Below are 26,296 nucleotides of genomic sequence, written 5' to 3'. Positions count from 1 at the left end.
CTACCGCTGGGAAAACCAGCCCGTCCGGCGATTGAGGACAACCGCCGCGCAGCGGTGGTGCCGGACGGGACGGCCTACGCGCCGCGATCCGGCAGTTCCTCGGCCGCGGCCCGTCTCGCCGCCTGCGGCGGCAAGCGCCCTGCGGGCGCGTCCTCAAACGCCGGACGGGCTTGAAAATCAAGCCCGTCCGGCGATTGAGGACACAGCACAGGACACCGCCGCGCAGCGAAAGGCCCGTGCGCCCCCTAAAGCGCCGCCCGGCTCCCCGTAGAGACGGCCTCACTGGACGCGGCAGCACCGGCCGCCGCCGTGGAGACCTGACCGGCGGTCAACACATAGCCCGTCTCGGAGTTCGACGTGGAGCGGGCGAAGACGACGCCGTAGACCTTGCCGGTGGGCGTCAGAAGCGGGCCGCCGGAGTTGCCGGGGCGGACCGTGGAGCGGACGGAGTAGACCGTGCGGGTGGTGACGCCGTCGCCGTAGATGTCCTGGCCCTTGGCGCGGACCTCGTTGGCGACGGTGGCCGCCCGCAGGTCGAGGCCGCCGTTCTCGGGGAAGCCCGCCACGACCGCCGCGTCACCGCGCCCGGCGCTCTTGTCGAAGGCCAGCGCGGGGGCGTCCAGGCCGGGGACGTCGAGGACCGCCACATCGGTCCGCGGGTCGAAGTGGACGACCTTCGCCCGGTAGACGCGGCCGACTCCGCCCACCCGTACGGTCGGGTCGCTCACCCCCGCCACGACGTGCGCGTTGGTCATCACGTGGTGCGCGGCGTAGACGAAGCCGCTGCCTTCCTGGCCGCGGCGCCCGTCCCCGACGTCGGCGACGCCCTCGACCTTGACGACGCTCTCGCGCGCCGCCCGGGTCGCCGCCGCGGTGACCGCGTCACCGGACGGCTTGGCGACGCTCGTCGCGGGCTCGTTCTCGAAGGGGTTGAAGACCTGCGGGAAGCCCGCGCCGGCCAGCGCGTCCGTGGTGCGGCTGAACCACGTGGGCGCCTGCTCGGGCATCGATTTCTGCACCGCGCCGAGCAGGGTGGATTCCTTGATCTCCTTGGTCAGCGGCGCGGAGTTCGCCGAGACGAGGACGCTCGCGGCCACCCAGCCGACGAGCAGCACCGCCAGTGAGTTGACGGCCGCGCCGCCGACGCCGTCGACGCCGCGCACGGGCGCCCAGGTCAGCCGGCGGCGCAGCCGCCAGGCGAGCCGTCCGGCCAGTGCGTGTCCGGCCGCCGCGGGGAGCAGGACCACCAGGACGGCGGCGACGGCCGCGCCCCGCGTCCCGGTCTCGAACGGCTCCAGGGCGTAGGGCAGGGCCCAGACGCCGAGCACCGCCCCGCCGAGGAAACCGGCGAGCAGCACGGCGCTCGCGACCAGGCCCCGCCGGTAGCCGGAGACGGCATAGCCGACGACGACCAGCAGGAGGAGCACATCGAGCAGGTTCAACGCTGGGAGCCCTTTCCGTCGCACGCGCCCCCCGACCGCGCCCACAGGTGTGGACTGGGGAAAACGCCCGTAGAAGGACCAACGGTTCCCTTTCGTGACGTACGCCACATGCCGCCGCCCGTGAAAAGGCCCGGCGGCGGTCTCCTCGGTCATCAGGAGACCGCCGCCGGGCGGCCCGCGCGCGGCCCCCGTCCCCACGGGGTCGGCGCGGTCGCCGGGGCCGTCCGACGAGGTCGGCCGGCCCCGGACGTCACGGGTCAGACGCGGACGGACTCCCGCCGCGCGTCGGGGTCACGGTCGCTTTCCGCGGGGGTTTCGGCGGCGAGCTGCTTCTGCAGCCCCTCGCCCTCGACGTCCACGTTGGGCAGGATCCTGCCGAGCCAGCCGGGCAGCCACCAGGCGGCCTTGCCGAGCAGTGCGAGGACGGCGGGGACGATGGCCATGCGCACGATGAACGCGTCGAAGAAGACGGCGATGGCCAGACCGAAGCCGATCATCTTGACCATCGCCTCCGAGGAGCCGATGAAGCCCGCGAAGACGCTGATCATGATGACGGCGGCGGCGCTGACGACCCGGGCGCCGTGCCGGAAGCCGGTCACGATCGCCTGGCCGGGCCGCTCCCCGTGCACGAACGCCTCGCGCATCCGGGTGACGAGGAAGACCTCGTAGTCCATCGCGAGCCCGAAGACGACACCCACCATGAAGATCGGCATCATGCTCATGATCGGCCCGGTCTCCTCGACGCCGAACAGCGAGCCGAGCCAGCCCCACTGGAAGACCGCGACGACCGCGCCGAGCGCGGCGACCACGGACAGCAGGAAGCCGAGCGCGGCCTTGAGCGGTACGAGCACCGACCGGAAGACGACCATCAGCAGCAGGAAGGCGAGGCCGACGACGAGCCCGAGGTAGGGCAGCAGGGCGTCGTTCAGCTTCTGCGAGACGTCGATGTTCATCGCCGTCTGACCGGTGACGAGCACCCGCGCGTCGTGGTCCGCGGCGGTGGCCGCACCCTTGTCGCGGATCGCGTGGACCAGTTCCTCGGTCTGCGAGCTGCTCGGCTTCGACTTCGGGATGACCGTCACGATGGCCGTGTCACCGGCCTTGTTGTAGCTCTGCGGGCCGACCGGAACGACGGCGGCGACGTTGTCGAGGCCCCCGATGGTCTTGGCCACGGCCGCTACGGCGGCCTTCGGGTCGTCCCCGCCGGCCCCGTCGACGACGACCATCAGCGGGCCGTTGAATCCGGCGCCGAAGCCCTCGGAGAGCAGGTCGTACGCCTTGCGCTGGGTGGTGGAGGTCGACTGCGCGCCGTCGTCCGGCAGGCCCAGCTCCAGCGAGGCGGCGGGGACGGCGACGGCGCCGAGCCCGAGCACACCGGCCACCAGCACCAGGGCCGGCTTGCGCAGCACGAAGCGGGCCCAGCGGGTGCCCATGTTGGGCTTGGCGTCGTCCCGCGTCGCAGCCGGCTCGGCCTTGCGGTCCTTGCGGGCCAGCACCTTGCGGCCCGCGAAGCCCAGCAGCGCCGGGATGAGGGAGAGCGCGATGAGGACGGCGATGGCGACCGTGCCGGCGGCGGCCATGCCCATCTTCGTCAGCATCGGGATGTTGACGACGGCGAGCCCGGCCAGGGCGATGACGACCGTCAGACCGGCGAAGACGACCGCCGAACCGGCGGTGCCGACCGCGCGTCCCGCCGCTTCCTCGCCGTCGCGGCCCTCGGCCAGCTCGGCCCGGTAGCGGGAGACGATGAACAGCGCGTAGTCGATGCCGACGGCGAGGCCGATCATCGTGGCGAGCGTCGAGGTGGTGGAGCCCAGGTCCAGCGCGGACGCCAGGGCGGCGATCGAGGAGACCCCGATGCCGACGCCGATGATCGCGGTGAGCAGCGGCATCCCGGCGGCGATCAGCGAGCCGAAGGTGATCACCAGGACGACCGCCGAGACGGCGATGCCGATGATCTCGGAGGCCCCGCCGGCCTCGGGTATCGCCTGGAGGGCGCTGCCGCCGGTCTCCACGGTCAGCCCGGCGTCCCGCCCGTGCGTCGCTGCGCCCTTGAGGGTGTCGAGCGAGTCGTCGGTGAGGCTGTTGGCGTCGACCTTGTAGGTGACCGACACATAGGCGGTGGTGGCGTCCTTGCTGACGGCCCGTGCCTGGAAGGGGTTGACGGTCGAGGCCACCTGCGGGCCCGTCAGCTCGCCGACGGCCTTCTCGACCGTGGCCTTGTTCTTCGGGTCGGTGATCTTCTGGCCGGCCGGGGCCTTGAAGACGACGCGGGCGGCGGCGCCGTCCGCGCTCTGGCCCGGGAAGCGCTTCTCCAGCAGGTCGAAGGCGCGCTGCGCCTCGGTGCCGGGGATGGAGAAGCTGGTGCTGCCGGGGCTGGGTGCGGTGGCGGCGCCGACGCCGGCGACCGCCAGCAGCGCCACCCATATGAGGGCGACGAGCCGGCGTCGCCGGAAGGCGAGACGGCCCAGTTTGTAGAGGAACGTGGCCACGAGGAGTTGTGCTCCCGTCGGGTCGAGATGCGGAACAGGGCGTGGGGTACCAGCCCGACGACGAGAGCGGCGCGTCAGGTGGTCGGTGGGGGTGTCAGAGGCCGAGCGCGGGGACGATCACGGCGTCGACGTAGGCGGTGAGGAATTCCGCGTCCACCGGCCGGTCCTCGATCAGCGGCTGGGCGATGAAGGCCCCGAGCAGCATGTGGGTGACGTAGCGCAGCGCGGGGACGTCCGGGGCGATCTCGCCCCGGTCGATCGCGCGTTGCAGCATCGCGTTCAGTGCGGCGATCTCGGGCTCGACCAACAGCTCACGCAGCGCCCGGAGCAGGTCCGGGTTGGTGTGGACGGCATGTCCGAGCCCCCGCATGAGGGCGGTGTCCTTCTCCATCTGCGCCTCGTCGGCACTGCACACCATGGCCTGGAGGTCACCGCGCACACTGCCGGTGTCGATCTCCCCCAGCCGCATGGGCTTGCCGTGCCGCAGCGCGCTCGCGACCAGCTCCGGCTTGCCCTTCCACTGGCGGTAGAGGGTGGCCTTGCTGGAGCGGGTGCGGGCCGCCACGGCGTCCATGGTCAGGGCGTCGTAGCCGACCTCGCGCAGCAGATCGAGCACCGCGTCGTACAGCTCTCCGGCTCGCTCGGACGTCAGCCGGGTGCGCCGCGCCGGTGGCTTGGGTGGGTCCGTCGGCATGCCGCGCCTCCCTCCGGGTCATTGAACGAAACGGTTTCGTACACAAGAAGCGTACGGCGCGAGTGAGCGAAACGGGGTCGTTTCGATGGGTGTTCTGCGTCACGGACCGAGTTGCCGCGGGGTGCGGGGCCCGAAACGATGGTCGGGTGAGCGATGCGTATCTGCGGTTCCCCCATCTGCATGGCGATCTGCTCTGCTTCGTCGCCGAGGACGACCTCTGGGTGGCTCCGCTCGATCCCGAGGGAGCGGGCGGTGACCCCGGCGACACCGGCCGGGCCTGGCGGCTGACCGTGGACCGGACGCGGGTGGGGCATCCGCGCTTCTCGCCCGACGGCCGGGACATCGCGTTCACGAGCTGGCGCAGCCTCGACCCCGAGATCCACCTCGCGCCGGTGGCCGGCGGCCCGGCCCGCCGGCTCACCTACTGGGGCAGCGGTGACACCCGCGTCTGCGGCTGGGCGCCCTCCGACCGCGACGGTGGCCATGACATCCTCGCCGTCTCCTCGCACGGCCAGCCCTTCTCCTACTTCTCCTGGGCCTACCGGCTGCCCACCGACGGCAGCCCCGGCCTGCGGCTGCCGTGGGGCCCGCTGTCCGACATCGCGGTGGGCGAGGTCGACGGGGAGCACCGCACCCTGCTGCTCACGGGCAAGCCACCGCACGAGCCGGCGTCGTGGAAGCGCTACCGGGGCGGGGCGACGGGCCGGCTGTGGCTGCACGGGCGGCGCCTGGTGCCGGATCTGGGCGGCCATCTGGACTCGGCGATGTTCGTCGGCGGCCGGATCGCGTTCCTCTCCGACCACGAGGGCGTCGGCAATCTGTACTCGTGCCTGCCCGACGGCTCCGATGTGCGCCGGCACACCGACCACGCGGACTTCTACGCCCGGCACGCCGCCACCGACGGCGCGCGGGTCGTCTATCAGTGCGCGGGGGATCTGTGGCTGGTGGACGACCTGGGCCCGGCGGCCACCCCCCGCAGGCTCCGGGTCCGGCTCGGCGGGCCACGGGCCGGGCGGCGGACGTACCAGGTGCAGGCCGCGTCCCACGTGGGGGCGCTGGCCGTGGACACCACGGGCCGGGCGAGCGCGGTCAACGTACGCGGCAGCCTGTACTGGCTCACCCACCGCGACGGCCCGGCCCGCACGATCGCCGACACCCCGGGGGTGCGGGTCCGGCTGCCGGAGATGCTGGGCTCGACCGGGCAGGTCGCCTATGTGACGGACGCCGAGGGCGAGGACGCCGTCGAGATCGCGCAACTGCCGCGTGCCACCGGGCCCGCCGAGCCGCGCCGGCTGGCGGCGGGCCGGATCGGGCGGGTGCAGGAGACGCTCGCCTCGCCGGACGGCACGCTGCTGGCGGTCGCCGCGCACGACGGGCGGCTGCTGCTCGTGGACACCTCGCCCGAGGGGGACGGCGAGGTGTCCGAGCTGATCCGGTCCGGCAACGGGCCCGTGCGCGACCTGGCCTTCTCCCCCGACTCGGCATGGCTGACCTGGTCGCATCCCGGCATCGGCCGTTCCCTGCGGCAGATCAAGATCGCCCGGCTGTCGGACCGGCTGACCGTGGACGTCACCAACGGCCGGTTCGAGGACGAACAGCCGGTGTTCACCCGCGACGGCCGCTATCTCGCCTTCCTCTCCTGGCGCGGCTTCGACCCGGTCTACGACGTACACACCGGTGACCTGTCGTTCCCGCTGGGCTGCCGCCCCTATCTGGTGCCGCTGTCGTCGGCGACGCCCTCGCCGTTCGCGCTGTCCGCGGAGGGCAGGCCGGCGGCCGGCGGTCTCGACGCGGACGACGACACCGGCGGCGACGGCTCGGTGATCGTGGAGGTGGAGGGGCTGGCGAGCCGGGTGACGCAGTTCCCGGTGGCCGCCTCCAAGTACTCGGCGCTGTACCCGGTCAGCGGCGGCGGCCTGGTGTGGCTGCGCTGGCCGATCTCCGGGGCGCTCGGCGAGACCTTCGCCAACCCGGCCGACACCTCGGGCCGTCCGACGCTGGAACACTTCGACCTGGGCAAGGCCAAGCGCACCGAACTCACCAGTTCCGTCGACTGGTTCGCGGTCAGCGGCGACGGCACCCGGCTGGTCGTCAACGACGAGGGCGAGCTGCGGGCCGTTCCCGCCACCGACGTCGGCGACCCGGACTCGACCGTCTACATCGACATGCGGCGCGTCCTGCACGACGTCGACCCGGCGGCGGAGTGGCGGCAGGCGTTCGAGGAGGCGGGCCGGATCGTCCGCGCCTACTTCTGGGCGCCGGACATGTGCGGGATCGACTGGGACGGGGTGCTGGACCAGTACCGGCCGCTGGTCGAACGGGTCGCCTCGCCCGACGAGTTCGCCGACCTGCTGCGGGAGGTCCTCGGCGAGCTGGGCACCTCGCACGCCTACGTCGCGGCGGCCCGCCGCAACGAGGGCCCCCCGCATTACCAGCGCGCGATCGGCCTCCTGGGGGCCAACCTCACGCGCCGCAAGGACGGCGCCTGGACCGTGCGGCGCATCCTGCCCGGGGAGTCCTCCGACTCCAAGGCCCGTTCGCCGCTGGCGGGTTCGGGCATCCGCGAGGGCGCGGCGCTCACCCACGTCGACGGGCGCCCGGTGGACCCGGTCACCGGCCCGTATCCGCTGCTCGCGGCGGCGGGCGGCACCACGGTGGAGCTGACGTTCCGCCCCGCCCCACCGGAGGAGGGGGCCGACGACGCCACGCCCCCGCCCGCCCGCCGGGTGGCCGTCGTGCCGCTGGTCGACGAGCGGCCGCTGCGCTACCAGGACTGGGTGACCAAGCGCCGCGCGGTCGTCCGGGAGCTGAGCGACGGCAAGTGCGGCTATCTGCACATCCCCGACATGGGCGGCTCCGGCTGGGCGCAGTTCAACCGGGACCTGCGGATGGAGATGTCACGCCAGGCGCTGATCGTGGACGTCCGGGGCAACGCGGGCGGCAACATCAGCGAACTGGTGGTGGAGAAGCTGACCCGCACGATCGTCGGCTGGGACCTGACGCGCGACGCCCAGCCGGTGAGTTACGCGAGCAACGCCCCACGCGGCCCGGTGGTGGCGATCGCCGACGAGATGACGTCCTCCGACGGCGACATGATCACCGCCGCGTTCAAGCTCCAGGGCATCGGCCCGGTGGTCGGCCTGCGCACCTGGGGCGGGGTGGTCGGAATGACCGGCCGGCACCGGCTCGGTGACGGCACCGCGATCACCGTGCCGATGAACGCGGCGTGGTTCGACGCGTACGGCTGGGGCGTGGAGAACCACGGCGTCGACCCCGACATCGAGGTGGACCGCACGCCGCTCGACTGGGCGGAGGGCCGGCACAAGCAGTTGGACGACGCGGTGCGGTTGGCCCTGGACCTGCTGGAGCGCCACGGCTGTGCGAAGCCGCCGGACTACTCGGCGGTGCCGGACCTGCGACGGCCGAAGCTGCCGCCGCGCTGATCACCTGAACAGCCCGTCTGATCGCCTTCGCCGAGGGCACGAGTAAGGGGCGCACCCCCGTGGGATGCGCCCCTTACCGGCTCTTGCCTCTTACCGGCGGTCGTCCAAATCGTCCTGGACGTCGTCGAAGGACCGCTGGCCCTGCTGACGTGTCTCGTCGGCGCGCTGGCGCAGGCGGTCCTGCTCGCTCTGGCCGCGCTGAGACGTCTCGTCCTTCTTGTCCTGCATCTTCTGCTTGGCCTTCTGGGCCTTCTCCTGCATCTCGTCCTTGATGCCCATGCTGGTTCACTCCTAGTGAGGGTGAGTGTGCGGGACCGTTCGGGCGGCCCCGAATCAGCGTGGCACGCAGCCTCACAGCGCGCATATCGTACGATTACTCTGCGCTATCGCTCGCGCGGGCTTTCTCGTCGGCGGCTCCCCCGGCCCCCACCAGCCCGCCCCGCATCCCGGTCAGCCGGGGCTCGAAGCGCCGCATCTCGCGCTGCCCGCCGACCGCGAGGAGCCCGGGCAGGCCACCGCGTACGGCCCGCATGCCGCGCAGCCACCCCTGCGCGTACACATGCGCCGAGCGCCGCTCGATGCCCGCCACAAGCCGGTCGACGGCCGGGCCCAGCGGGTAGGTGCGGTTCGCGGGCCAGGGCAGCCGCCGCCGCAGCTCGCGCATCACCTCGTCCTGGTCGGCCCCGCGCACCATGTCGGTGTCGGTCCAGCTCAGATAGCCGACCCCGACCCGTACACCCTTGTGGCCGACCTCGGTGCGCAAACAGTGCGCGTACGCCTCGACGCCCGACTTCGAGGCGCAGTAGGCGCTCATCATGGGCGCCGGGGCGATGGCGGCGAGCGAGGCGATCTGCAGCAGATAGCCCCGGCTCTCGGCCAGGGCGGGCAGGAAGGCGCGGCCGGTGACGGCGCTGCCGATCAGATTGACCTCGACGACCCGGCGCCACTCGTCGGGGTCGGAGGCGACGAAGGGGCCGCCGCCGGCGACACCCGCGTTGGCGACGACGATGTCCACCTTGCCGAAGCGGGCCTTGACCTCCTGGGCGACGCGGGTCATCGCCTCGTGGTCGGTGACGTCGGCGTGCCAGTGGGCGGCTTCCCCGTACAGCGATGCGGCGACGCGGCTCAGCTCGTCCGGTTCCAGGCCCACGAGGGCCAGCTTCGCGCCGCGCGCGGAGAGCTTGCGGGCGAGCAGTTCGCCGACGCCCCGGGCCGCGCCGGTGACGACGGCGACCCGCCCTTCGAGAAGGCCCGCGCGGCGGCTCACCGGCCGGCCCCGGTCGTGACCCGGGCGGGGCGTGGCACCCGCAGGATCCGGTACTCGGCGAGGTCCACCCGGCGGGTGGCCCTGCGGAACTCGGCGGTGGTGCCGGGCCACAGGGTGGTGTTGCGGCCGTGCGCGTCCAGGTACCAGCTGTCGCAGCCGCCGGTGCTCCAGACCGTGTGTGCCATGCGCGTTTGGATCGTCCGGTCCCAGGCGTTGACGGCCGAGGGGCGGGCGTCGAGCGCGGCCCTGCCGCCGAGGGTGTCGAGCTGGCGGAGGAAGTCGGCCAGGTAGTTCAACTGTGCCTCCACGATGAGGATCAGCGAGTTGTTCCCCAGGCCGGTGTTGGGCCCGATGACGGTGAGGAAGTTGGGGAAGCCGGCGGCACTGGCGCCGCGCAGCGACTTCATGCCGTCCTTCCAGGACTCGGCGAGCGTGATGCCGTCGGTGCCGGTCACCCGCTCGGCGATCGGCAGGTCGGTGACGTGGAAGCCGGTGCCGAAGACGATGGCGTCGGCCTCGGTCTCCGTGCCGTCGGCGGCGACGAGCGTGGAGCCGCGCACCTCGGCGAGCCCCGACGCCACGACGTCCACATTGGGCCGGGCGAGGGCCGGGTAGTAGTCGTTGGAGAGCACCACGCGCTTGCAGCCGAGCCGGTAGCCGGGGGTGAGCTTGGCCCGCAGCTCCGGATCCTTGACGGCCCTGCGCAGATGGGCCTTGGCGACGCTCTCCGCGAGAGCGAGTTGCGTCGGCCGCTTGGTGAAGGCTCTGACCTGCAACTCCCGCACGCTCCACAGCAGTCCGCGCCGGACCGCCCGAGTGGCGGGGACATGCTGGTGCAGCCAGCGCTCGGCGGCAGTGATCCGGCGGTCGAAGCGCGGCAGGACCCAGGGGGCCGTGCGCTGGAAGAGCGTGAGCCGCGCCACGCCGGGCTGGACGGCCGGGACGATCTGGGCGGCTGAGGCGCCGGTACCGATCACCGCGACGCGTTTGCCGCGCAGGTCGTAGCCGTGGTCCCAGCGGGAGGAATGGAAGACCTTGCCGGGGAAGGTGCCGAGTCCGGGCACGTCCGGGAGCTTGGGGTCGGACAGCGGGCCGGTCGCGGAGACGACGACGTCGGCGGTCAGGGGGCCGGCGGCGGTGTCGATCTCCCACCGCAGCTCGTCGGCGTCCCAGCGCAGGGACCGCACCTCGGCGCCGAACCGCAGATGGGGCCGGAGGCCGAAGACGTCGGTGACCCGCTCCAGATAGGCGCGGATGTGCGGCTGGCCCGAAAAGGCGCGCGGCCAGTCGGGGTTGGGGGCGAAGGAGAAGGAGTACAGGTGGGAGGGCACGTCACACGCGCAGCCCGGATAGGTGTTGTCCCGCCACGTCCCGCCGACCGCGTCGGCCCGCTCCAGGACCACGAAATCGGTGACGCCCTCGCGCCGCAGCCGCACGGCGGCTCCCAGCCCCCCGATCCCCGCCCCGAGAACCGCCACCCGTACGTGCTCGATTGCGCCCTCGACCTTGCCGCCGACCATGCCGCCGCCTCCGGACCGACTCGACCGTGCCAGCAATCACTGGCATGGTGGGAGCGTAGGACAGGTGCTCGGCGAAGCGATAGAGGTAAAAGGAAAGGAAGTTACCCCCGGTCACACCAATCCCGCCCGGCGCTTGCGGCAGGCGGCAGCGGGCCTCAGCCGAAGGCCTGCCGGACAGGCAATACGCTGCGAGGGTGGCCAATGACGAGAGCGGTGACACGGGCACCCCCGACGAGGAGCGCGAGTACCGCGTGGCGGAGCTGGCCGAGGAGGCCGGCATCACCGTCCGCACGCTCCGCTTCTACCGCGAGCGCAAGCTCGTCCCGCCGCCGCGCCGGGAAGGCCGCATCGCCTGGTACAACGGCCACCACCTCACCCGGCTGCGCACCATCGCGGCCCTCCTGGACCGGGGCCACACCCTCGGCGGCATCGCCGAACTCCTCAGCGCCTTCGAATGCGGGCGCGACGTCGGTGAACTCCTGGGCCTCAGCGGCGCGCTGACCGCCCCCTGGTCCCATGAATCCCCGGTCCGCCTGACCCCCGAGGCCCTGGCCGACCACTTCCCGGGCCAGGTCACCGAGGAAGACCTGTCGGCCGCGCTGGCCCTCGGCTATCTGACGGCCGACGGCGACGATCTCGTCCACACCAGCCGCCGTCTGCTGGACGCGACAAAGGACCTGGTCCGCAACGGCGTTCCGCTGTCGGCGGTCATCGCGGCGGGCCGGGAGGTGCGCGGCCACGCGGACGCTCTGGCCGAGACGTTCACGACCCTGGTCCGCCGCCACGTCCTGGCGGACGTCCTCACCCACGCGGCCTCGGGCGCCCCCGTCCCGCCCACCGAGATCGCCCGCGTGACGGAGGCCCTGGACCAGCTGCGACCGATCGTGAAGACGGTGGTCGACGCGGAGATCTCCATGGCGATGGACCGCCGCGTCCGAGCGGAACTGGACTCCTGGCCGTCCCCACCCCCTCCGACGGCGGACTGAGCCCCGGAGCCCGTACGGCCCCTGTGCGGAGTGCCGCCGCCCCGAGGCACGCGGGCGGGGCCCCTGCCGTGCGTTACTTGTCGAAGACCGCCGTCACCGGGGCGTGGTCGCTCCACCGCAGGTCGTGCGTCGCCGCCCGCTCCACGACCGCCTTGAGGGCCCGCTCCGCCAGGCCCGGCGTCGCGGCGAGGTAGTCGATGCGCCAGCCGGAGTCGTTGTCGAAAGCGCGGCCCCGGTAGGACCACCAGGAGTACGGGCCCTCGACCCCCGGGTGCAGGGCGCGGACCACGTCCGTGTACTCCTCGAAGACCTTCGTCAGCCACTCCCGCTCCTCGGGCAGGAAGCCCGCGTTCTTGCGGTTGGCCTTCCAGTTCTTCAGGTCCGCCTCGGTGTGGGCGATGTTCCAGTCACCGCAGACCAGCACCTCGCGCCCGTCCGCCGCCGCGCGGGCCTTCAGGCCCACCAGGTACGGCAGGAACTCCGCCATGAAGCGTTCCTTCTCGTCCTGCCGTTCCGTGCCGACCTCGCCCGAGGGAAGGTAGAGGCTGGCGACCGTGACGCCGGGCAGGTCGATCTCCGCGTAGCGGCCGCTGCCGTCGAACTCCGCCGAGCCGAAACCGACGCGGACGGCCTCCGGCTCGCGCCGGGAGTAGAGGGAGACGCCCGCGCGGCCCTTGGCCGCCGCCGGGGCGTGCAGGGTGTACCAGCCGGCGGGCTCGCGCACCTCGTCGGGGAGCTGGTGCGGCTCGGCGCGCACTTCCTGGAGGCAGACGACGTCGGCGTCGGTCCGCGCCAGCCAGTCGACGAAGCCCTTCTTGGCGGCGGCGCGGAGGCCATTGACGTTCACGGTGGTCACGGTGAGCATTCCGGCACGATACCGACCTCTGAGACACCCTTGCCGCACGCGACCCGTACGCCCTTACGATTTCCGGATGCAGATCGTGACCGCCGCGTACGACCATCCCGATGCCGTAAAGCTCAATGACCAGGTGCAATTGGAGTACGTCGCGCGCTACGGCGACGGTGATCTCACGCCGTTGGACCCCTCGCAGTTCACCCCGCCACGTGGCCTGTATCTCATCGCCTACGACGCCGACGGCACGCCCGTCGCCACCGGCGGCTGGCGCGCGCGGGAACGCGACGGGGAGGGGTACGCGGACGGCGACGCCGAGCTGAAGCGGATGTACGTGATCCCCGAGGCACGCGGGCGGGGGCTGGCGCGGCGGATCCTGGCGGCGCTGGAGGACAGCGCCAGGCGGGCGGGGCGCAGGCGCATGGTCCTGGAGACCGGTGACCAGCAGCCCGAGGCCATAGCCCTGTACCTGTCGAGCGGCTACGCCCCGGAGGCGTCGAAGTTCGGGCTGTACCGCGAGCACGACGGCAGCCGCTGCTTCGCCAAGCCGCTCGCGCTTGCGCACGGCGGCTGACGGCACCCTTCCCCCGCCCCGGCCGCCGGCAGCCGTAGGGCCGGCTACGAGCGCCCCTCCGCGATCGCCCGCTCGACCTCCTCGCGCACCCGGTCCGCCGGGTAGCGCGTCGAGACGTCGCCGTACGGTGCGAGGAGGTCGTCCACCACGTCCGGGCCGTTCTCGTCCAGCTCGGCGACCAGGACCGTGCTGCCGGGCGGCACCTCGGCGGCGAGCATCTCCAGCGCGGCGTTGCCGGCGGTGGCCTCGCGGGCGTCGTGCGCGCCCCCGATCAGGCCGCCCGCACCGAACCCGATCATGATGCCGAGCGGGCCGCCGAGGATGCCGAGGAGTCCGCCGATCAGGCCGCCCACGGCGAAGGCACGCGCGGTGCCGGTGTTGTCGACGGCGTCGGGGAAGTCGAGGACGCCGTTCGCGTCCCGGCTGATCACCGCCCCCTCGTGCAGCCTGATGTCGTCGTCGGCGTGCGCCTTGCGCAGCGCGTCGAGCGCCCGGTGGCCCGCGTCGGGCCCGTCGACGTTCATGAACAGGACGTTCTCGTCCATCATGTCGCTCCCCTCATCCGATCTTCCGCACGCTTCCACTCTTGGGGCTGCCGCCCGGCGGCGCACCTCAGCTGTCCCCTTGCCCGGGACTCGGCCCGGCACTCCGCCCGCCACTCGGCCCGGTGCTCCGTCCGGTGCTCCGTCCGGTCACCGACGCCCGCAAATCCAGCGTGGCTTCCGCTCCCCCGCCCCGCGGGTTCGCGAACGTCAGGCGCGCCCCCAGCACCCGTGCTTGACCGGCCGCGATCGTCAGCCCCAGGCCGAGCCCCGAGCCCGAGCCCGTGCGGAACCGCTGCGGGCCGCGCGCCAGGAGGTCCGGCGGGAAGCCCGGTCCCTGGTCCCGCACCCGGACGACACCCCCGTCGACCTCCACGACGACCGGCGCGCCGCCGTGCCGGAAGGCGTTGCTGACGAGGTTGGTCAGGACGCGCTCGACGCGCCGGGCGTCGGTGTCGACCGCGCAGTCCCGCACGACGCGCACCTCCGCCGCCTCCCGGCCGTCCGTGACGACCGAGCCGACCGCCCGCCGCGTCAGCTCGCCCAGCGCCCGTACGTCCGTCTCGGCGCGCTCGGCGAGGCCGTCCAGGCGGGCCACCTCCAGGACGTCCTCCATCAGGCCGCGCACCCGCTGGGCCCGTTCCCGCACCATCTCCGCCGGCCGGCCCGGCGGCAGCAGCCCGGCGGCGGCGACCAGGCCCGCGACGGGGGTGCGCAGCTCGTGGGCGATGTTGGCGGTCACCTCGCGTTCGGCCTGGAGGCGGGCGGAGAGGGCGTCGGCCATGGTGTTGACGGCGATGGTCAGCCGGGCGATCTCGTCCTTGCCGCCGCGCGGGCGGAGCCGGGCGCTGTGGTCACCGTGGGCTATCCGCTCGGCGATGCGGGCGGAGGCGTTGAGGCGGCGCCCGGCCACGGCCGCCAGCGTCACGCCGACGACGCCCGCGAAGGCGGTGCCGAGGCCGCCCGCCAGCCAGAGGACCTCGTCGAGGTCCCGCAGGTTGCGGGTCTGGCGCTCGTAGGGGTGTCTGAGGGCGATGATGTCGTCACCGGCACGGCTCGCCGCCCACAGGACGGGGCGGCCGCCGCTGCGGTCCAGATAGGTGGCGCGCTTGCCGCGTTCGGCGGCCTCGCGCAGCGGGCCGGGCAGGCGCGCGGGATTGACGAGCGCGCGGCGCCGGTCGGGGGCACGGTGCCGGTCGACGCCGGCGATGTGGTCCTCGACGGCCGTGCCGAGCCGGGCGTCGAGGGCCTCGCGTGCGGTCTCCAGCTGGTTCACGGCGGTGCGGTGGTGCACGACGAGCCCCATGATGACGGCGACCAGGGCAGCGGTGGCGGTGATCACCACGCCGATCTTCGTACGCAGTCCCATGGGATCGCAGCTCCTCGGCGGGTCGGCTGGACAGTCGGTTCCGGGGCCGGGGCCGGCCGGGGGATCGGTCTGGGAATCGGTCCGGGACCGGTCTGGAGATCGGCCCGGGGGTCTCCGGGATCAGCCTTGGGGGACGAAGAGCCGCAGGTCGCGCAGCTTCTCGCGCTGGTCGCCCGGCAGCCCCCCGGCGCTGACCGCGGCCCGGCTGTAGTAGCCGACGCGGTCGTGCCGGACGAGGCCGGTGAACGTGACGTCGGCCTGGAGCGGCTTGTCGCGGCACGCGGGCGCGCACCCGGGGCCCGACACCTCGCCGGTCGCCTCGGCGCTCGCCCCGCCCCACGTCCGCCAGCGCAGCCCGGTGAGGGTGACGCCCCCGCCGGGATCGAAGGACTCGGGCCGTCGCAGCGGCGGCTCCGCTCCCGCCTGGGCCACGAAGACCGGGCCGGGGGCGAGTGAGGGGCTCTGCGCGGGGCCGGAGACCTTCAGCCCGCCGGGGTCGGAGCACCCGCACAACACGCCCAGCAGCCCGCCGGCGAGCGCCAGGGCGCCGAGGGTCGCGGTGAGTGGTCGCACGGGTTTCCTCATGCCGATGGGACGGAGCGGGCTGACGCGAGCTGACTGAACCGGGGTGCGGGGAGCGTGCCCCGCGGGTCGGTCGCATCCCGTGGGGCCATTCGTGCCAAATGTAACCGGCGTGGCTGGATTGCCGCCCGTGCCCTTGGACCCGTTCGATCGTTTGCTCATAGGATCTTCGCGCTCAAGTGGTCCAGTCCAGTCGCCGCAGTGCCATGGTGGAGGTCACTCATGCACATCGCCCGACGTTCGATCCTCGGCGCCCTCGCGGGAACCGCCGCCCTCACCGCGGCGGGCACACCCGCCGCCTCGGCCGCGTCCCGAGCGTGGGAAGCCGCGGGTGCGACGCCCGGCCGGCCGGCGGACCCGGGCGCCCGTACGCCCCCGGCCGCCGCGGGCGACGCGGCCGCGGCGGCGCTGGCCCGGCTGCTGCCCCGCCACCACCGGCAGGTCACCTTCCGCGCCGTCCCGGCCCGCGACGGCGCGGACACCTTCCGGGTCTCGGGGCAGGACGGCGCGATCGTCGTGGAAGGCAGCACTCCGGCCGTCCGGCTGACCGGCTTCCACTGGTACCTCAGACATGTGGCGCACGCCCACTTCTCCTGGACCGGCGCGCAGACCGACCTCCCCGACCGCCTCCCCGGCGTGCGTACCCCTCTCGTCCGGACTTCGAACGTCACGCACCGGTTCGTCCTCAACGACACCAACGACGGCTACACCGGCCCCTACCAGGGCTGGGCGTACTGGGAACGCGAACTCGACGTCCTGGCGCTGCACGGCTTCAACGAGGTCCTGGTCTACGCCGGCGCAGACGCCGTCTACCACCGCACATTTATCGAACATGGTTACAGCGACGCCGAGGTCCGCCGGTGGGTTCCCGGCCCCGCGCACCAGCCGTGGTGGCTGCTGCAGAACATGTCGGATTTCGGCGGCCCGGTCTCCACCGGCCTCCTCGACCGGCGCGTCGCCCTCGCGCGGAAGATCGTGCGGCGGCTGCGCGAGCTGGGCATGACCCCGGTCTTCCCGGGCTACTTCGGCACCGTGCCGCCGGGCTTCGCGAAGCGCGAACCCGGTGCGCGGGTCATCCCCCAGGGCGACTGGGGCGGCTTCCCCCGCCCCGACTGGCTCGACCCCCGCACCGCCGCCTTCGGCCGCGTCGCCCACACCTTCTACAAGGTGCAGCGGGAGCTGTACGGGGCGACGTCCATGTACAAGATGGACCTGCTGCACGAGGGCGGCAAACCCGGTGACGTCCCCGTCGGCGACGCCGCCCGGGCCGTGGAGAAGGCCCTGCGGGCCGCACACCCCGACGCGACGTGGGTCATCCTCGGCTGGCAGGACAACCCCCGGCGCGAGATCATCCAGGCCGTCGACCGGTCCCGGATGCTCATCCTCGACGGGATCTCCGACCACTACCCCAACGTCACCGACCGTGAAGCGGACTGGTCCGGCACCCCCTACGCCTTCGGCTCGATCTGGAACTTCGGCGGCCACACCGCGCTGGGCGCCAACACCCGCGACTGGGCCGACCTCTACGAGCGGTGGCGCACGAAGGACGGCAGCGCCCTGAAGGGCATCGCGCTGCTGCCCGAGGCCGCCGACAACAACCCCGCCGCCCTCGCCCTCTTCAGCGACCTGCCGTGGACGGAGGGGCGGGTCGCCCTGACGGACTGGTTCCGGCAGTGGCCGCACTACCGCTACGGCGCCGACGACGCCCAGGCCGTCCGCGCCTGGGACGTACTGCGCCGCACCGCCTACGGCACCACGCGCGCCGACGGCTGGGGCGAACCGGCCGACGGCCTCTTCGGCGCCCGCCCCGACCTGGCCGCCGTCCGCGCGGCCAGCTGGTCGCCCAAGCAACTGCGCTACGACGCCAAGGAGTTCGACAAGGCACTGCCCGCGCTCCTCGCCGTCGCCCCCGCCCTGCGCAAGAGCACCGCGTACCGCTACGACCTGCTCGACGTCACCCGGCAGACCGTCTCCAACCGCAGCCGTCTGCTGCTCCCGCGCGTGAAGGCCGCCTACGACGCCGGCAACCGGCCCCTCTTCCGCGATCTCACCCGCCAATGGCTGGACTGGATGACCCTCCTGGAACAGGCGGTCGCCACGGACGAACGCCACCTGCTGGGCCGCTGGATCGCCGACGCCCGCGCCTGGGGCTCCTCCGCCGCCGAGCGGGACCGTCTCGAATACGACGCCGTGTCCCTGCTGACGACCTGGGGCGGCCAGACCTCCGCGAATCGCGGCAAGCTGCACGACTACGCCAACCGCGAATGGGCCGGCCTGGTCGGCGGGCTCTACCGGTTGCGCTGGAAGACGTACTTCGACGAACTGGACGCGGCCCTGGCGGCCCGCCGCAAGCCGAAGGCGATCGACTGGTTCGCGCTGGAGGACCGCTGGACCCGCCGTCACCCCGGCTACTCCGCGAAGCCCACGGGTGACATCGTCCGCGTCGCGCGCAAGGTGGCGGCCAAGCTGTGACGCCCAGCCGGTCCGGCGCTTGAGGACGCACCCGCGGGGTGCTCGCCGCCGCAGGCGGCAGAGATGGCCCGCAGGCGGCAAAGACCAGCCGGCAAGGCCATGGCGCAAACCGTGGGACACCCGTCGTTGACGCCACCCCAAGGCAGCCGCAGGCTGAACCCGTGGATCAGCAACGCATCGTCTTCGTCGCCTTCGAGGGGTTCCAGCTCCTCGATCTCACCGGCCCGTTCGAAGTGTTCCAGCAGGCCGCCCGGCTCCGCCCCGGTTACTCCTGCGCGACCGTGGCGCCCGCCGGGGGGCTCCTGCGGGCGAGCAGCGGTCTGCGGGTCCACGCGGACCACGGCATCGACGAGCTGGCCCCGCACGGGATCGACACCCTGGTGGTGGCCGGGGGCAGCGGGGTCGAAGAGGCCCGCGCGGACCCGGCGCTGGTGGCGTGGATCGCCGCCGCCGGGGCCACGGCCCGCCGGGTGGCCTCCGTGTGCAGTGGCGTGTTCCTGCTCGCCGCCGCCGGGCTGGTCGACGGGCACCGGGTCACCAGCCACTGGAGCCGCGAGGCCCAACTCCGCCGGGAACACCCGGAACTGGCCGTCGACACCCACCCGATCTTCATCCGCGACGGCCGGGTGTGGACCTCCGCGGGGGTGACCGCCGGCATGGACCTGGCGCTCGCCCTGGTGGAGGACGATCTCGGCCGGGAGGTCGCCCACGCGATCGCCCAGGAACTGGTGCTGTTCCTGCGCCGACCGGGCAGCCAGGCGCAGTTCAGCGTCCCCCTGTGGTCGGCCCAGCCGTCCACCGACCCGATCCGGGCCGTGGTGGCGGCCGTTCACGCCGACCCCGGCGGCCCGCACACCATCAACGATCTGGCCGCCCGCGCCGGACTGAGCCCCCGCCACTTCCAGCGCAGGTTCACCGCCGAACTCGGCGTCCCACCCGCCGAGTACGTGGAGCGGGTCCGCATCGAGGCCGCCCGGCGCGCACTCGCCGAAGGCGACGCGCCCGTCACGGCCATCGCCCGCCGCTGCGGCCTCGGCACCGCCGAGACGCTGCGACGCGCGTTCCACCGCCATCTCGGCGTCCCACCGTCCGACTACCGCGACCGGTTCCGGTCGGCGAAGGAGTACACATGACCACCTATGGCCTACTGATCTTCGAGGGCGCGGAGGAGCTGGACTTCGCCGGACCGTGGGAGGTGTTCACCTCCTCCTCCATGCTGCGCGAGGACACCGACACCGTGGTCCTGATAGCCGAGCACCCCGGCCCCGTCCGCTGCAACAAGGGCATGCGGGTGCTTCCCGACCACACCCTCGACGACCACCCGCCGCTGGACGTCCTCCTGGTCCCCGGCGGCAACGGCACCCGCGACCAGGTGCACAACCCCGCCCTGATCGACTGGATCACCAGGACGTCCGCCGGGACCCCCTGGGTCACCAGCGTCTGCACGGGCGCCCTCCTCCTGCACGAGGCCGGCCCGGCCCGCGGCCGACGGGTGGCCACCCACCACGCCTTCGAGGACACCCTGCAATCCCGCGGCGACATCACCGTGGTCCGCGACGCGCGCTATGTCGTGGACGGCAACCTGGTCTCCAGTCAGGGCGTCTCCGCGGGGATCGACATGGCACTGTGGCTGATCGGCCGCATCCACACCCCCGAACACGCCCGCGCGGTCCGCCGCTACATCCAGTACGAACCGGCCCCGCCGTACCTCGCGGACGAACCCTTGCCCGCCTAGGGCCTGTCCGGCGGCATGAACACCGCCCATACGCGAAGATCCCGCCCGATCAAGTGATCGGACGGGATCTCGTCAACTCTCCTTGGGTGAACCCAAGAACAGTCATGTTGTGGACCTGAGGGGATTCGAACCCCTGACCCCCTCGATGCGAACGAGGTGCGCTACCGGACTGCGCCACAGGCCCTTGCAACGAGTGAAACTCTAGCACCTCCGTCCGGGTGCTCGGAAATCCGCTTCCCGGGGGCTCCCTCCCTGGTCAGCGGAGGTGGCGGGAGGTGACCGCCGTCACTCGTTGGCCGCGCGCGGGCGGTCGTCGTCGGCGTACTGGTCGAAGAGCGGGGTGCGGCCGCGCTCGCGGGGGCGGCGGCGGGAGCGGCCGCCGCGGCGCTCCTCGGCGGGCTTGCGGTCGGCGGCCGGCTCCGCGGTGCTGGAGCGCGCGGAGCTCCACGTGTCCGGGGCGCCGAGGTCGACCTGGCCGCTCGCGCGCGGGGCGACCGGCGCGGTGACATACGTCGGCAGCGGTACGGGCACGGGCTCCCAGCCCTCGCCCGTGCCGCGGTCGCGGTCCCGCTGCTGGTCGACCCACTCGGCGTGGTCGGTCTGTTCGACGAGCGCGCGGCGGCCCGCGCTGTGTGCCGAGGGGTCGGGCTGCGCCGCCGGCGCGGACGCCGCGGCGGCGTCGGGGTCAGCGGGGGCGGCGGCGGTCGCGGGGTCCGGCGCCGCCGGACGAGGGTGGGGTCGGCCCTCGCGGAGCCGCTGCGCGGCGAGTTCGGCGCGGCGCTGGTCCATGGTGAAGGCGAACCGCCGCTTCTCCTGGACCCGCAGATAGACGATGTAGGCACTCAGCAGGGCCGCCGGCACGGCCGGCGCCCACAGGAAGGCCAGACCGCCGACGCCCGCGACGATCGCGCCGAGGGTGAAGGCGAGGAAGAGCAGCACGGTGGTGCGCCGCCGCCGGGCGAGGACCTTCGAACGCCGGGCGCGCTCGGCCGCCGAGGGCGTCGGGGCGGGCGAGGGCGCGCCGAATGACCGGACGTCGACCATTTCGGTCGCGGCGTCCGGCGCGGGCGCGCGAAACTCCGGCTCCGCCGGGTCGGCGGAGGCCGGCGCGTCGTCGGTCGCGCGCACTTCCAGGTCCTTGGCGTAACGGCGCTCCATGCCCGCCCGTCCGGACAGCAGCCGGATGGCTGTGCTGAAGCGTTCCGTCGGACGGGCTTCATTGAGCTCGTCCTGCCTACGGAGCCACATCGGCACCAAGTAGGCGGCCCAGGCCCCGACGATGACTGCGTAGATGAGGCCGCTGCTGCTCACACTTCACACCGTAGAGGGGACCGCACAAGGGATTCCGCCAATTGGCCCGGTGTGTCGCGCAATCCGGCTGATATCTCGAACTTTTTTTGTGATTGTTGGGCCCGAAGAGGGTCGAATACCGTCAATTGACAGTCAAATTCGAACGTTTATTCAATTACCTGGAAGCGGCGCCAGCGGGCCAGCAGCCCTTCCCCGGCCTCCTCGGCGGTCAGGGCGTAGACGAGGTGGTCGCGCCAGGCGCCGTCGATGTGCAGATACCGCGGGCGCAGCCCCTCCTCGCGGAATCCGAGTTTCTCCACGACGCGCCGGCTGGGCAGGTTCTCCGGCCGGATGCACACCTCGATCCGGTGCAGCCCGACCGTGTGGAAGCAGTGGTCGACGGCCAGCGCGACGGCGGTCGGCATGACGCCCCGGCCCGCGACGGATTGGTCCACCCAGTAGCCGATGTGGGCCGAGCACATCGAGCCCCAGGTGATGCCCGCGACGGTCAGCTGCCCCGCCAGCTGCCCCCGGTACTCGATGACGAACGGCAGCATCCGTCCCGCCTGGGCCTCCGTCCGCAGATGGCGGACCATCTGCCGGTAGGTGGGACGCCGGGTGGGGGGCGCGCCGGGCGGTGGCGGCGGGACGGTCGCCTCCCAGGGGCGCAGCCAGTCGCGGTTGCGGCCGTTGACCTCCCGCCAGACCCGCTGGTCACGCAGTTTTATCGGGCGCAGCGCGACATCGCCGTCCACCAGCTGGACGGGCCACCCGGCGCTCAGCTGGGGCTCCCGGCCGGTCTGGGGTGGTCCCCGCCGTGGAGCTGGTCGACGGCGTGCGGCAGCAGCCGTTCCAGTACGGCGAGCCCGTCGCGGACCCCGCCCGTCGAACCGGGCAGGTTCACGATCAGGGTGCGCCCGGCCACCCCGGCGAGCCCCCGGGAGAGGGCCGCCGTGGGGACGTTCTCCCGGCCCTCGGCCCGGATGGCCTCGGGGATGCCGGGGATCTCGTAGTCGAGGACCCGGCGGGTGGCGTCCGGGGTGCGGTCGGTGGGCGAGATGCCCGTGCCGCCGGTGGTCAGGACGACGTCGTAGGCACCGGCCACCGCCTCGCGCAGGGCGGCCTCGACGGGGTCGCCGTCGGGCACCACGCGCGGGCCGTCGACGGTGAAGCCCAGCCGGGCCAGGCCCTCGGCGAGGAGCGGGCCGCCCTTGTCCTCGTACACCCCGGCGGCGGCACGGTTGGAGGCGGTGACGACGAGCGCGCGGCCCCGTGCGGCGGCGCTCATGCCGTCTCCCCCGTCACTGCCGTCTCCCCCGCCGCCGGGGCGCGGAGGTAGGTGCCGGACTTCCCGCCGGTCTTCTCCTCGACGCGGACGTCCGTGATGACGGCGTCCTTGTCGACGGCCTTGATCATGTCGACGACGGTCAGGGCGGCGACGGTGACGGCGGTCAGGGCCTCCATCTCCACGCCCGTGCGGTCGGTGGTCTTGACGGTGGCGAGGATCTCGACCGCGTCGTCGGCGACCGACAGGTCGACCTTCACCCCGGACACCGCGAGCGGGTGGCACAGCGGGATCAGGTCGGGGGTGCGCTTGGCCCCCATGATGCCCGCGATGCGGGCGGTGGCGAGGGCGTCGCCCTTGGGGACGCCCTCGCCGCGCAGGAGTTCCACGACGCGCGCGGAGACACGCACCCGGCCGCTCGCCCGGGCGGTGCGGGTGGTGACGGCCTTCTCCGAGACGTCGACCATGCGGGCCGCCCCCGCGTCGTCGAGATGGGTGAGGCGGTGCGCAATGGCGGGGGGCAAAGGGTCCTGGGCGCTGCTCATCGTTCTCCCGGTCCGGTCCTTGTGGGCAGACACCGTACCGGGCGGGCCGGGCGGCCGGGCGGGAAGGACCACGTCAGGGGCCACGCGGGGCTGACCGGCGGGGGTCAGCCGAGGAGTATGACCTCCACCTCGGCGCCCGCCTCGACCGCGGTGGTCTCCTCGGGGACGACGATCAGCGCGTTCGCCTCCGCGAGGGCCTTGACGAGGTGCGAGCCCGGGCCGCCGACGGTGGTGACCTCCCCGTCCGCGTAGCGCGCCCGCAGGAACTGGCGGCGGCCCCCGGGCGAGGAGGCGATGGGTTCGGCGCACACCGCGGTGACCCGCTCGCGGTCGTGCGGCTCCAGCCCCATCAGGGCGCGGATGGCGGGGCGGACGAAGAGTTCGAAGGAGACGTAGGCGCTGACCGGGTTGCCGGGCAGGGCGAGCAGCGGGGTGCGGTCGGGGCCGACGCGGCCGAAGCCCTGGGGCTTGCCGGGCTGCATGGCCAGCTTGCGGAAGTCGACGCTGCCCTCGTCACCCGCCAACTCCGAGAGGGTCTCCTTGACGACGTCGTACGCGCCGACGCTGACGCCGCCGCTGGTGACGACGGCGTCGGCGCGTACGAGCTGGTCCTCCAGGGTGGAGCGCAGCGTCTCGGCGTCGTCGGCGACCGCGCCGACGCGGTAGGCGAGGGCCCCGGCGTCCCGGGCGCAGGCGGTCAGCACATAGCTGTTGGAGTCGTGGATGAGGCCGGGGCCGAGGCTCTCGCCGGGGGCGACCAGCTCGCTGCCGGTCGACATGACCACCACGCGGGGGCGCGGGCGGACCCGGACGGTGGCGCGGCCGACCGCCGCGAGCAGGCCGATCTGGGGCGGGCCGAGGACGGTGCCGGCGCGCAGGGCGAGGTCGCCCGCGGTGACGTCGCTGCCGGCCGCGCGGATGTGGGCGCGGGCGGTGGCGGGGCGGTGGATCCGGACCTCTCCGAAGGCCTGGTCCGGGGCGGCGCTGCGGGCGGCCATGCCGGCGGCGGGGCCGCCGCCGGTGCCCCCGTCGGTCCACTCGACGGGCACCACGGCCTCGGCGCCGGGCGGCAGCGGCGCACCGGTCATGATGCGGGCGGCCTCGCCGGGGCCCACGGTGGGCAGCTCGCCGCAGCCCGCGGCGACGTCGCCGATGACGGTGAGCACCGCCGGGAACTCCTCGCTCGCACCCTCGACGTCCGCCGTGCGGACCGCGTAGCCGTCCATCGAGCTGTTGTCGAAGCCCGGCAGGTCGGCGGGGACGGTGACGTCCTCGACGAGCACACAGCCCTGGGCGTCCAGGAGTTGCAGCTCGATCGGCTCCAACGGGCGGATCTTCCCGAGGATGTCGTCGAGGTGCTCGTCCACCGACCAGAAGCGGTCCGGTGCGGCGGCCTTGTCGGCGGTGCTGCTCAAGGGCTACATCTCCTCGGTGACATACCTGCGAAGCCAGGCTCGGAAGTCCGGTCCCAGATCTTCACGTTCGCACGCCAGTCTGACAATGGCACGCAGATAATCACCACGGTCCCCGGTGTCGTAACGGCGGCCCTTGAAGACCACTCCGTGCACGGGACCGCCGAGACCGGGCGCGGCGGCGAGGGACTGCAGGGCGTCGGTGAGCTGGATCTCGCCACCGCGGCCGGGCTGGGTCTCGCGCAGCACGTCGAAGACGGCGGGGTCGAGGACGTAGCGGCCGATGACGGCGTAGTTGCTGGGGGCGTCGGCCGGGTCGGGCTTCTCGATCAGCCCGGTGACCTCGACGACGTCCTCGGTGTCGGTGGGCTTGACGTCCGCGCAGCCGTAGAGGTGGATCTGGGAGTGGTCGACCTCCATGAGGGCGATGACACTGCCGCCGTGCTTGCGCTGGATGTCGACCATGCGCGAGAGCAGCGGGTCGCGGGCGTCGATGAGGTCGTCGCCGAGGAGGACGGCGAAGGGCTCGTCACCCACGTGGGGGGCGGCGCACAGGACCGCGTGGCCGAGACCGCGCGGGTCGCCCTGGCGGACGTAGTGCATGGTGGCCAGGTCGCTGGACTCCTGGACGCGGGCGAGCCGGGACTCGTCGCCCTTGCGGCGCAGGGCCTCCTCCAGCTCGTAGTTCCGGTCGAAGTGGTCCTCCAGGGGGCGCTTGTTCCGCCCGGTGATCATGAGGACGTCCGACAGTCCGGCGTGCACCGCTTCTTCGACCACGTACTGGATCGCCGGCTTGTCGACGACCGGCAGCATCTCCTTGGGCGTGGCCTTGGTCGCCGGGAGAAAGCGGGTCCCGAGGCCGGCGGCAGGGATGACAGCCTTGCTGATCCGAGGACGCGATTGAGTCATAAACGGAACCCTAGCCGCTGGGATTGTCGGGATGATGAGGCTCCACCGAGAGGCTCCGCCGATAGGACCCGAGTCGAGGAGTACGCGAAAGCAGTGATCGAGCACGACGGTAATAAGGCCGGGTTGCGACAGGCCCTCCTGGCGGCGAGAGCGGGGTTGACCGCGGATGACGTACGGGTGGCCGAGGAGGCGCTCGGGCGCCGGGCGCTGGAGCTGCCGGAGCTGGCCCGGGCGCGGACGGTGGCGGCTTATGTCTCGGTGGGGCGCGAGCCGGGCACGCGCGCGCTGCTTGAGATGCTGCGCGCCCGGGGCGTGCGCGTCCTGCTGCCGGTGCTGCTGCCGGACAACGATCTGGACTGGGGGCTCTACCGGGGGGCCGGCCATCTCGTGCGGGCGGCGCGGGGGCTGCGGGAACCGGACGGCGAACGGCTCGGCCCGGACGCCGTGACGGGTGCGGACACCGTGCTGCTGCCGGGCCTGGCCGTGGACGGCCGCGGCATGCGGCTCGGCCGCGGCGGCGGCTCGTACGACCGGGTGCTGGCCCGCCTGGACCGGGCGGGCGCCACGCCCGCGCGGGTGGTGCTGCTCTACGACAACGAGGTGGTCGCCCGGGTCCCGGAGGAACCGCACGACCACCCCGTACACGCGGTGCTCACGCCTGGCGGTCTCCGCCGTTTCGACTAGCGTCTCGGCCGGCCGGTTCCGCCGCCTTAGCGCCCTGCGGGCGCGTCCTCAAACTCCCCAGCTACCGCTGGAAGGGTCCCCCAGGGGCTTGATGTGGCTGAGCCATGGCAGCCAAGCCCAGCCAAAAACCAGCCGGTCCGGCGATTGAGGACAACCGCCGCGCAGCGGTGGTGCGACAGCCTCCGGCCGGATCTTCGGCC

General features: G+C 73.1%; 23 protein-coding genes and 1 tRNA gene. 7 read left to right on the top strand and 17 right to left on the bottom strand.

Translation table 11 applies throughout. The features are described from left to right. Nucleotides 1-245: 245 nt before the first annotated feature. From ACZ6MA_RS23605 to ACZ6MA_RS23595, 3 genes are all read right to left on the bottom strand, one after another. Nucleotides 246-1,442 carry a MarP family serine protease gene (locus ACZ6MA_RS23605; protein WP_469435906.1) on the bottom strand — a complete coding sequence of 399 codons (1,197 nt, stop codon included), beginning with the start codon at nt 1,440-1,442 and terminating at the stop codon, nt 246-248. Nucleotides 1,443-1,699: 257 nt separating this feature from the next. Then, complete coding sequence (locus ACZ6MA_RS23600) at nt 1,700-3,934, bottom strand: MMPL family transporter (protein WP_469435905.1); 2,235 nt, start codon at nt 3,932-3,934, stop codon at nt 1,700-1,702. A gap of 94 nt (nt 3,935-4,028) precedes the next feature. Next, nucleotides 4,029-4,628 carry a TetR/AcrR family transcriptional regulator gene (locus ACZ6MA_RS23595; RefSeq protein WP_469435904.1) on the bottom strand — a complete coding sequence of 200 codons (600 nt, stop codon included), beginning with the start codon at nt 4,626-4,628 and terminating at the stop codon, nt 4,029-4,031. A gap of 146 nt (nt 4,629-4,774) precedes the next feature. On the opposite strand from ACZ6MA_RS23595, the gene ACZ6MA_RS23590 reads away from it, so the two are divergent. After that, complete coding sequence (locus ACZ6MA_RS23590; protein WP_469435903.1) at nt 4,775-8,071, top strand: S41 family peptidase; 3,297 nt, start codon at nt 4,775-4,777, stop codon at nt 8,069-8,071. A 90-nt stretch (nt 8,072-8,161) separates the two neighbouring features. Here the strand turns inward: ACZ6MA_RS23590 and ACZ6MA_RS23585 are convergent, their stop codons facing one another. The 3 genes from ACZ6MA_RS23585 to ACZ6MA_RS23575 form a co-directional block, all read right to left on the bottom strand. After that, nucleotides 8,162-8,350: a hypothetical protein gene (locus ACZ6MA_RS23585; protein ID WP_469435902.1), complete on the bottom strand. Its 189-nt coding sequence runs from the start codon at nt 8,348-8,350 to the stop codon at nt 8,162-8,164. A 94-nt stretch (nt 8,351-8,444) separates the two neighbouring features. Next, the gene (locus tag ACZ6MA_RS23580; RefSeq protein ID WP_469435901.1) at nt 8,445-9,338 is read right to left on the bottom strand and encodes an SDR family oxidoreductase; all 894 of its coding nucleotides are present in this window, start codon (nt 9,336-9,338) and stop codon (nt 8,445-8,447) included. Then, complete coding sequence (locus ACZ6MA_RS23575; RefSeq protein WP_469435900.1) at nt 9,335-10,858, bottom strand: flavin-containing monooxygenase; 1,524 nt, start codon at nt 10,856-10,858, stop codon at nt 9,335-9,337. Before ACZ6MA_RS23575 ends, ACZ6MA_RS23580 begins: the two co-directional genes overlap by 4 nt. A 194-nt stretch (nt 10,859-11,052) precedes the next feature. Here ACZ6MA_RS23575 and ACZ6MA_RS23570 point away from each other — a divergent pair, with 194 nt between their 5' ends. Next, a complete protein-coding gene (locus ACZ6MA_RS23570) occupies nt 11,053-11,844 on the top strand; it encodes a MerR family transcriptional regulator (RefSeq protein WP_469435899.1) in 792 nt (263 codons plus the stop codon). A gap of 73 nt (nt 11,845-11,917) precedes the next feature. On the opposite strand, the gene ACZ6MA_RS23565 is transcribed toward ACZ6MA_RS23570, so the two are convergent. After that, entirely contained in the window at nt 11,918-12,709 is a 792-nt protein-coding gene (locus ACZ6MA_RS23565) for an exodeoxyribonuclease III (RefSeq protein WP_469435898.1), read from the bottom strand. A gap of 67 nt (nt 12,710-12,776) precedes the next feature. Between ACZ6MA_RS23565 and ACZ6MA_RS23560 the strand changes: the two genes are divergently transcribed. Further along, complete coding sequence (locus ACZ6MA_RS23560; RefSeq protein ID WP_469435897.1) at nt 12,777-13,271, top strand: GNAT family N-acetyltransferase; 495 nt, start codon at nt 12,777-12,779, stop codon at nt 13,269-13,271. A gap of 44 nt (nt 13,272-13,315) precedes the next feature. Here ACZ6MA_RS23560 and ACZ6MA_RS23555 read toward each other — a convergent pair whose 3' ends face one another. The 3 genes from ACZ6MA_RS23555 to ACZ6MA_RS23545 form a co-directional block, all read right to left on the bottom strand. Next, the gene (locus ACZ6MA_RS23555; protein ID WP_469435896.1) at nt 13,316-13,819 is read right to left on the bottom strand and encodes a DUF1269 domain-containing protein; all 504 of its coding nucleotides are present in this window, start codon (nt 13,817-13,819) and stop codon (nt 13,316-13,318) included. 64 nt (nt 13,820-13,883) lie between these two features. Continuing rightward, entirely contained in the window at nt 13,884-15,182 is a 1,299-nt protein-coding gene (locus ACZ6MA_RS23550) for an ATP-binding protein (protein WP_469435895.1), read from the bottom strand. Between the two features lie 120 nt (nt 15,183-15,302). Further along, nucleotides 15,303-15,755, bottom strand: coding sequence for a hypothetical protein (locus tag ACZ6MA_RS23545; protein ID WP_469435894.1), 453 nt, complete (start codon nt 15,753-15,755; stop codon nt 15,303-15,305). 231 nt (nt 15,756-15,986) lie between these two features. Between ACZ6MA_RS23545 and ACZ6MA_RS23540 the strand changes: the two genes are divergently transcribed. From ACZ6MA_RS23540 to ACZ6MA_RS23530, 3 genes are all read left to right on the top strand, one after another. Beyond that, nucleotides 15,987-18,236 carry an alpha-N-acetylglucosaminidase gene (locus ACZ6MA_RS23540; RefSeq protein ID WP_469435893.1) on the top strand — a complete coding sequence of 750 codons (2,250 nt, stop codon included), beginning with the start codon at nt 15,987-15,989 and terminating at the stop codon, nt 18,234-18,236. 161 nt (nt 18,237-18,397) lie between these two features. Beyond that, nucleotides 18,398-19,369 carry a GlxA family transcriptional regulator gene (locus ACZ6MA_RS23535; RefSeq protein WP_469435892.1) on the top strand — a complete coding sequence of 324 codons (972 nt, stop codon included), beginning with the start codon at nt 18,398-18,400 and terminating at the stop codon, nt 19,367-19,369. Further along, nucleotides 19,366-19,971, top strand: coding sequence for a DJ-1/PfpI family protein (locus tag ACZ6MA_RS23530; RefSeq protein ID WP_469435891.1), 606 nt, complete (start codon nt 19,366-19,368; stop codon nt 19,969-19,971). The genes ACZ6MA_RS23535 and ACZ6MA_RS23530 overlap by 4 nt, the downstream gene beginning before the upstream one ends. Before the next feature lie 110 nt (nt 19,972-20,081). Here ACZ6MA_RS23530 and ACZ6MA_RS23525 read toward each other — a convergent pair. The 7 genes from ACZ6MA_RS23525 to galU form a co-directional block, all read right to left on the bottom strand. Further along, nucleotides 20,082-20,155: transfer RNA gene (locus ACZ6MA_RS23525), tRNA-Ala, on the bottom strand. A gap of 101 nt (nt 20,156-20,256) precedes the next feature. Then, nucleotides 20,257-21,282 carry a divisome protein SepX/GlpR gene (gene sepX / locus ACZ6MA_RS23520; RefSeq protein ID WP_469435890.1) on the bottom strand — a complete coding sequence of 342 codons (1,026 nt, stop codon included), beginning with the start codon at nt 21,280-21,282 and terminating at the stop codon, nt 20,257-20,259. 146 nt (nt 21,283-21,428) lie between these two features. After that, entirely contained in the window at nt 21,429-22,043 is a 615-nt protein-coding gene (locus ACZ6MA_RS23515; protein WP_469436040.1) for a GNAT family N-acetyltransferase, read from the bottom strand. Then, nucleotides 22,040-22,549: a MogA/MoaB family molybdenum cofactor biosynthesis protein gene (locus ACZ6MA_RS23510; RefSeq protein WP_469435889.1), complete on the bottom strand. Its 510-nt coding sequence runs from the start codon at nt 22,547-22,549 to the stop codon at nt 22,040-22,042. The genes ACZ6MA_RS23515 and ACZ6MA_RS23510 overlap by 4 nt, the downstream gene beginning before the upstream one ends. Next, nucleotides 22,546-23,091 carry a cyclic pyranopterin monophosphate synthase MoaC gene (gene moaC, locus ACZ6MA_RS23505; RefSeq protein WP_469435888.1) on the bottom strand — a complete coding sequence of 182 codons (546 nt, stop codon included), beginning with the start codon at nt 23,089-23,091 and terminating at the stop codon, nt 22,546-22,548. Before moaC ends, ACZ6MA_RS23510 begins: the two co-directional genes overlap by 4 nt. Nucleotides 23,092-23,195: 104 nt before the next feature. Beyond that, entirely contained in the window at nt 23,196-24,506 is a 1,311-nt protein-coding gene (glp, locus tag ACZ6MA_RS23500; RefSeq protein WP_469435887.1) for a molybdotransferase-like divisome protein Glp, read from the bottom strand. Nucleotides 24,507-24,509: 3 nt separating this feature from the next. Continuing rightward, a complete protein-coding gene (galU, locus tag ACZ6MA_RS23495) occupies nt 24,510-25,412 on the bottom strand; it encodes a UTP--glucose-1-phosphate uridylyltransferase GalU (RefSeq protein WP_469143293.1) in 903 nt (300 codons plus the stop codon). Nucleotides 25,413-25,505: 93 nt separating this feature from the next. Here galU and ACZ6MA_RS23490 point away from each other — a divergent pair, with 93 nt between their 5' ends. Continuing rightward, complete coding sequence (locus tag ACZ6MA_RS23490; protein ID WP_469435886.1) at nt 25,506-26,096, top strand: 5-formyltetrahydrofolate cyclo-ligase; 591 nt, start codon at nt 25,506-25,508, stop codon at nt 26,094-26,096. Nucleotides 26,097-26,296: the final 200 nt, after the last annotated feature.

This window comes from Streptomyces sp. NPDC042259, assembly GCF_055582085.1.
This window is presented reverse-complemented; position numbering and strand designations above follow the sequence as displayed.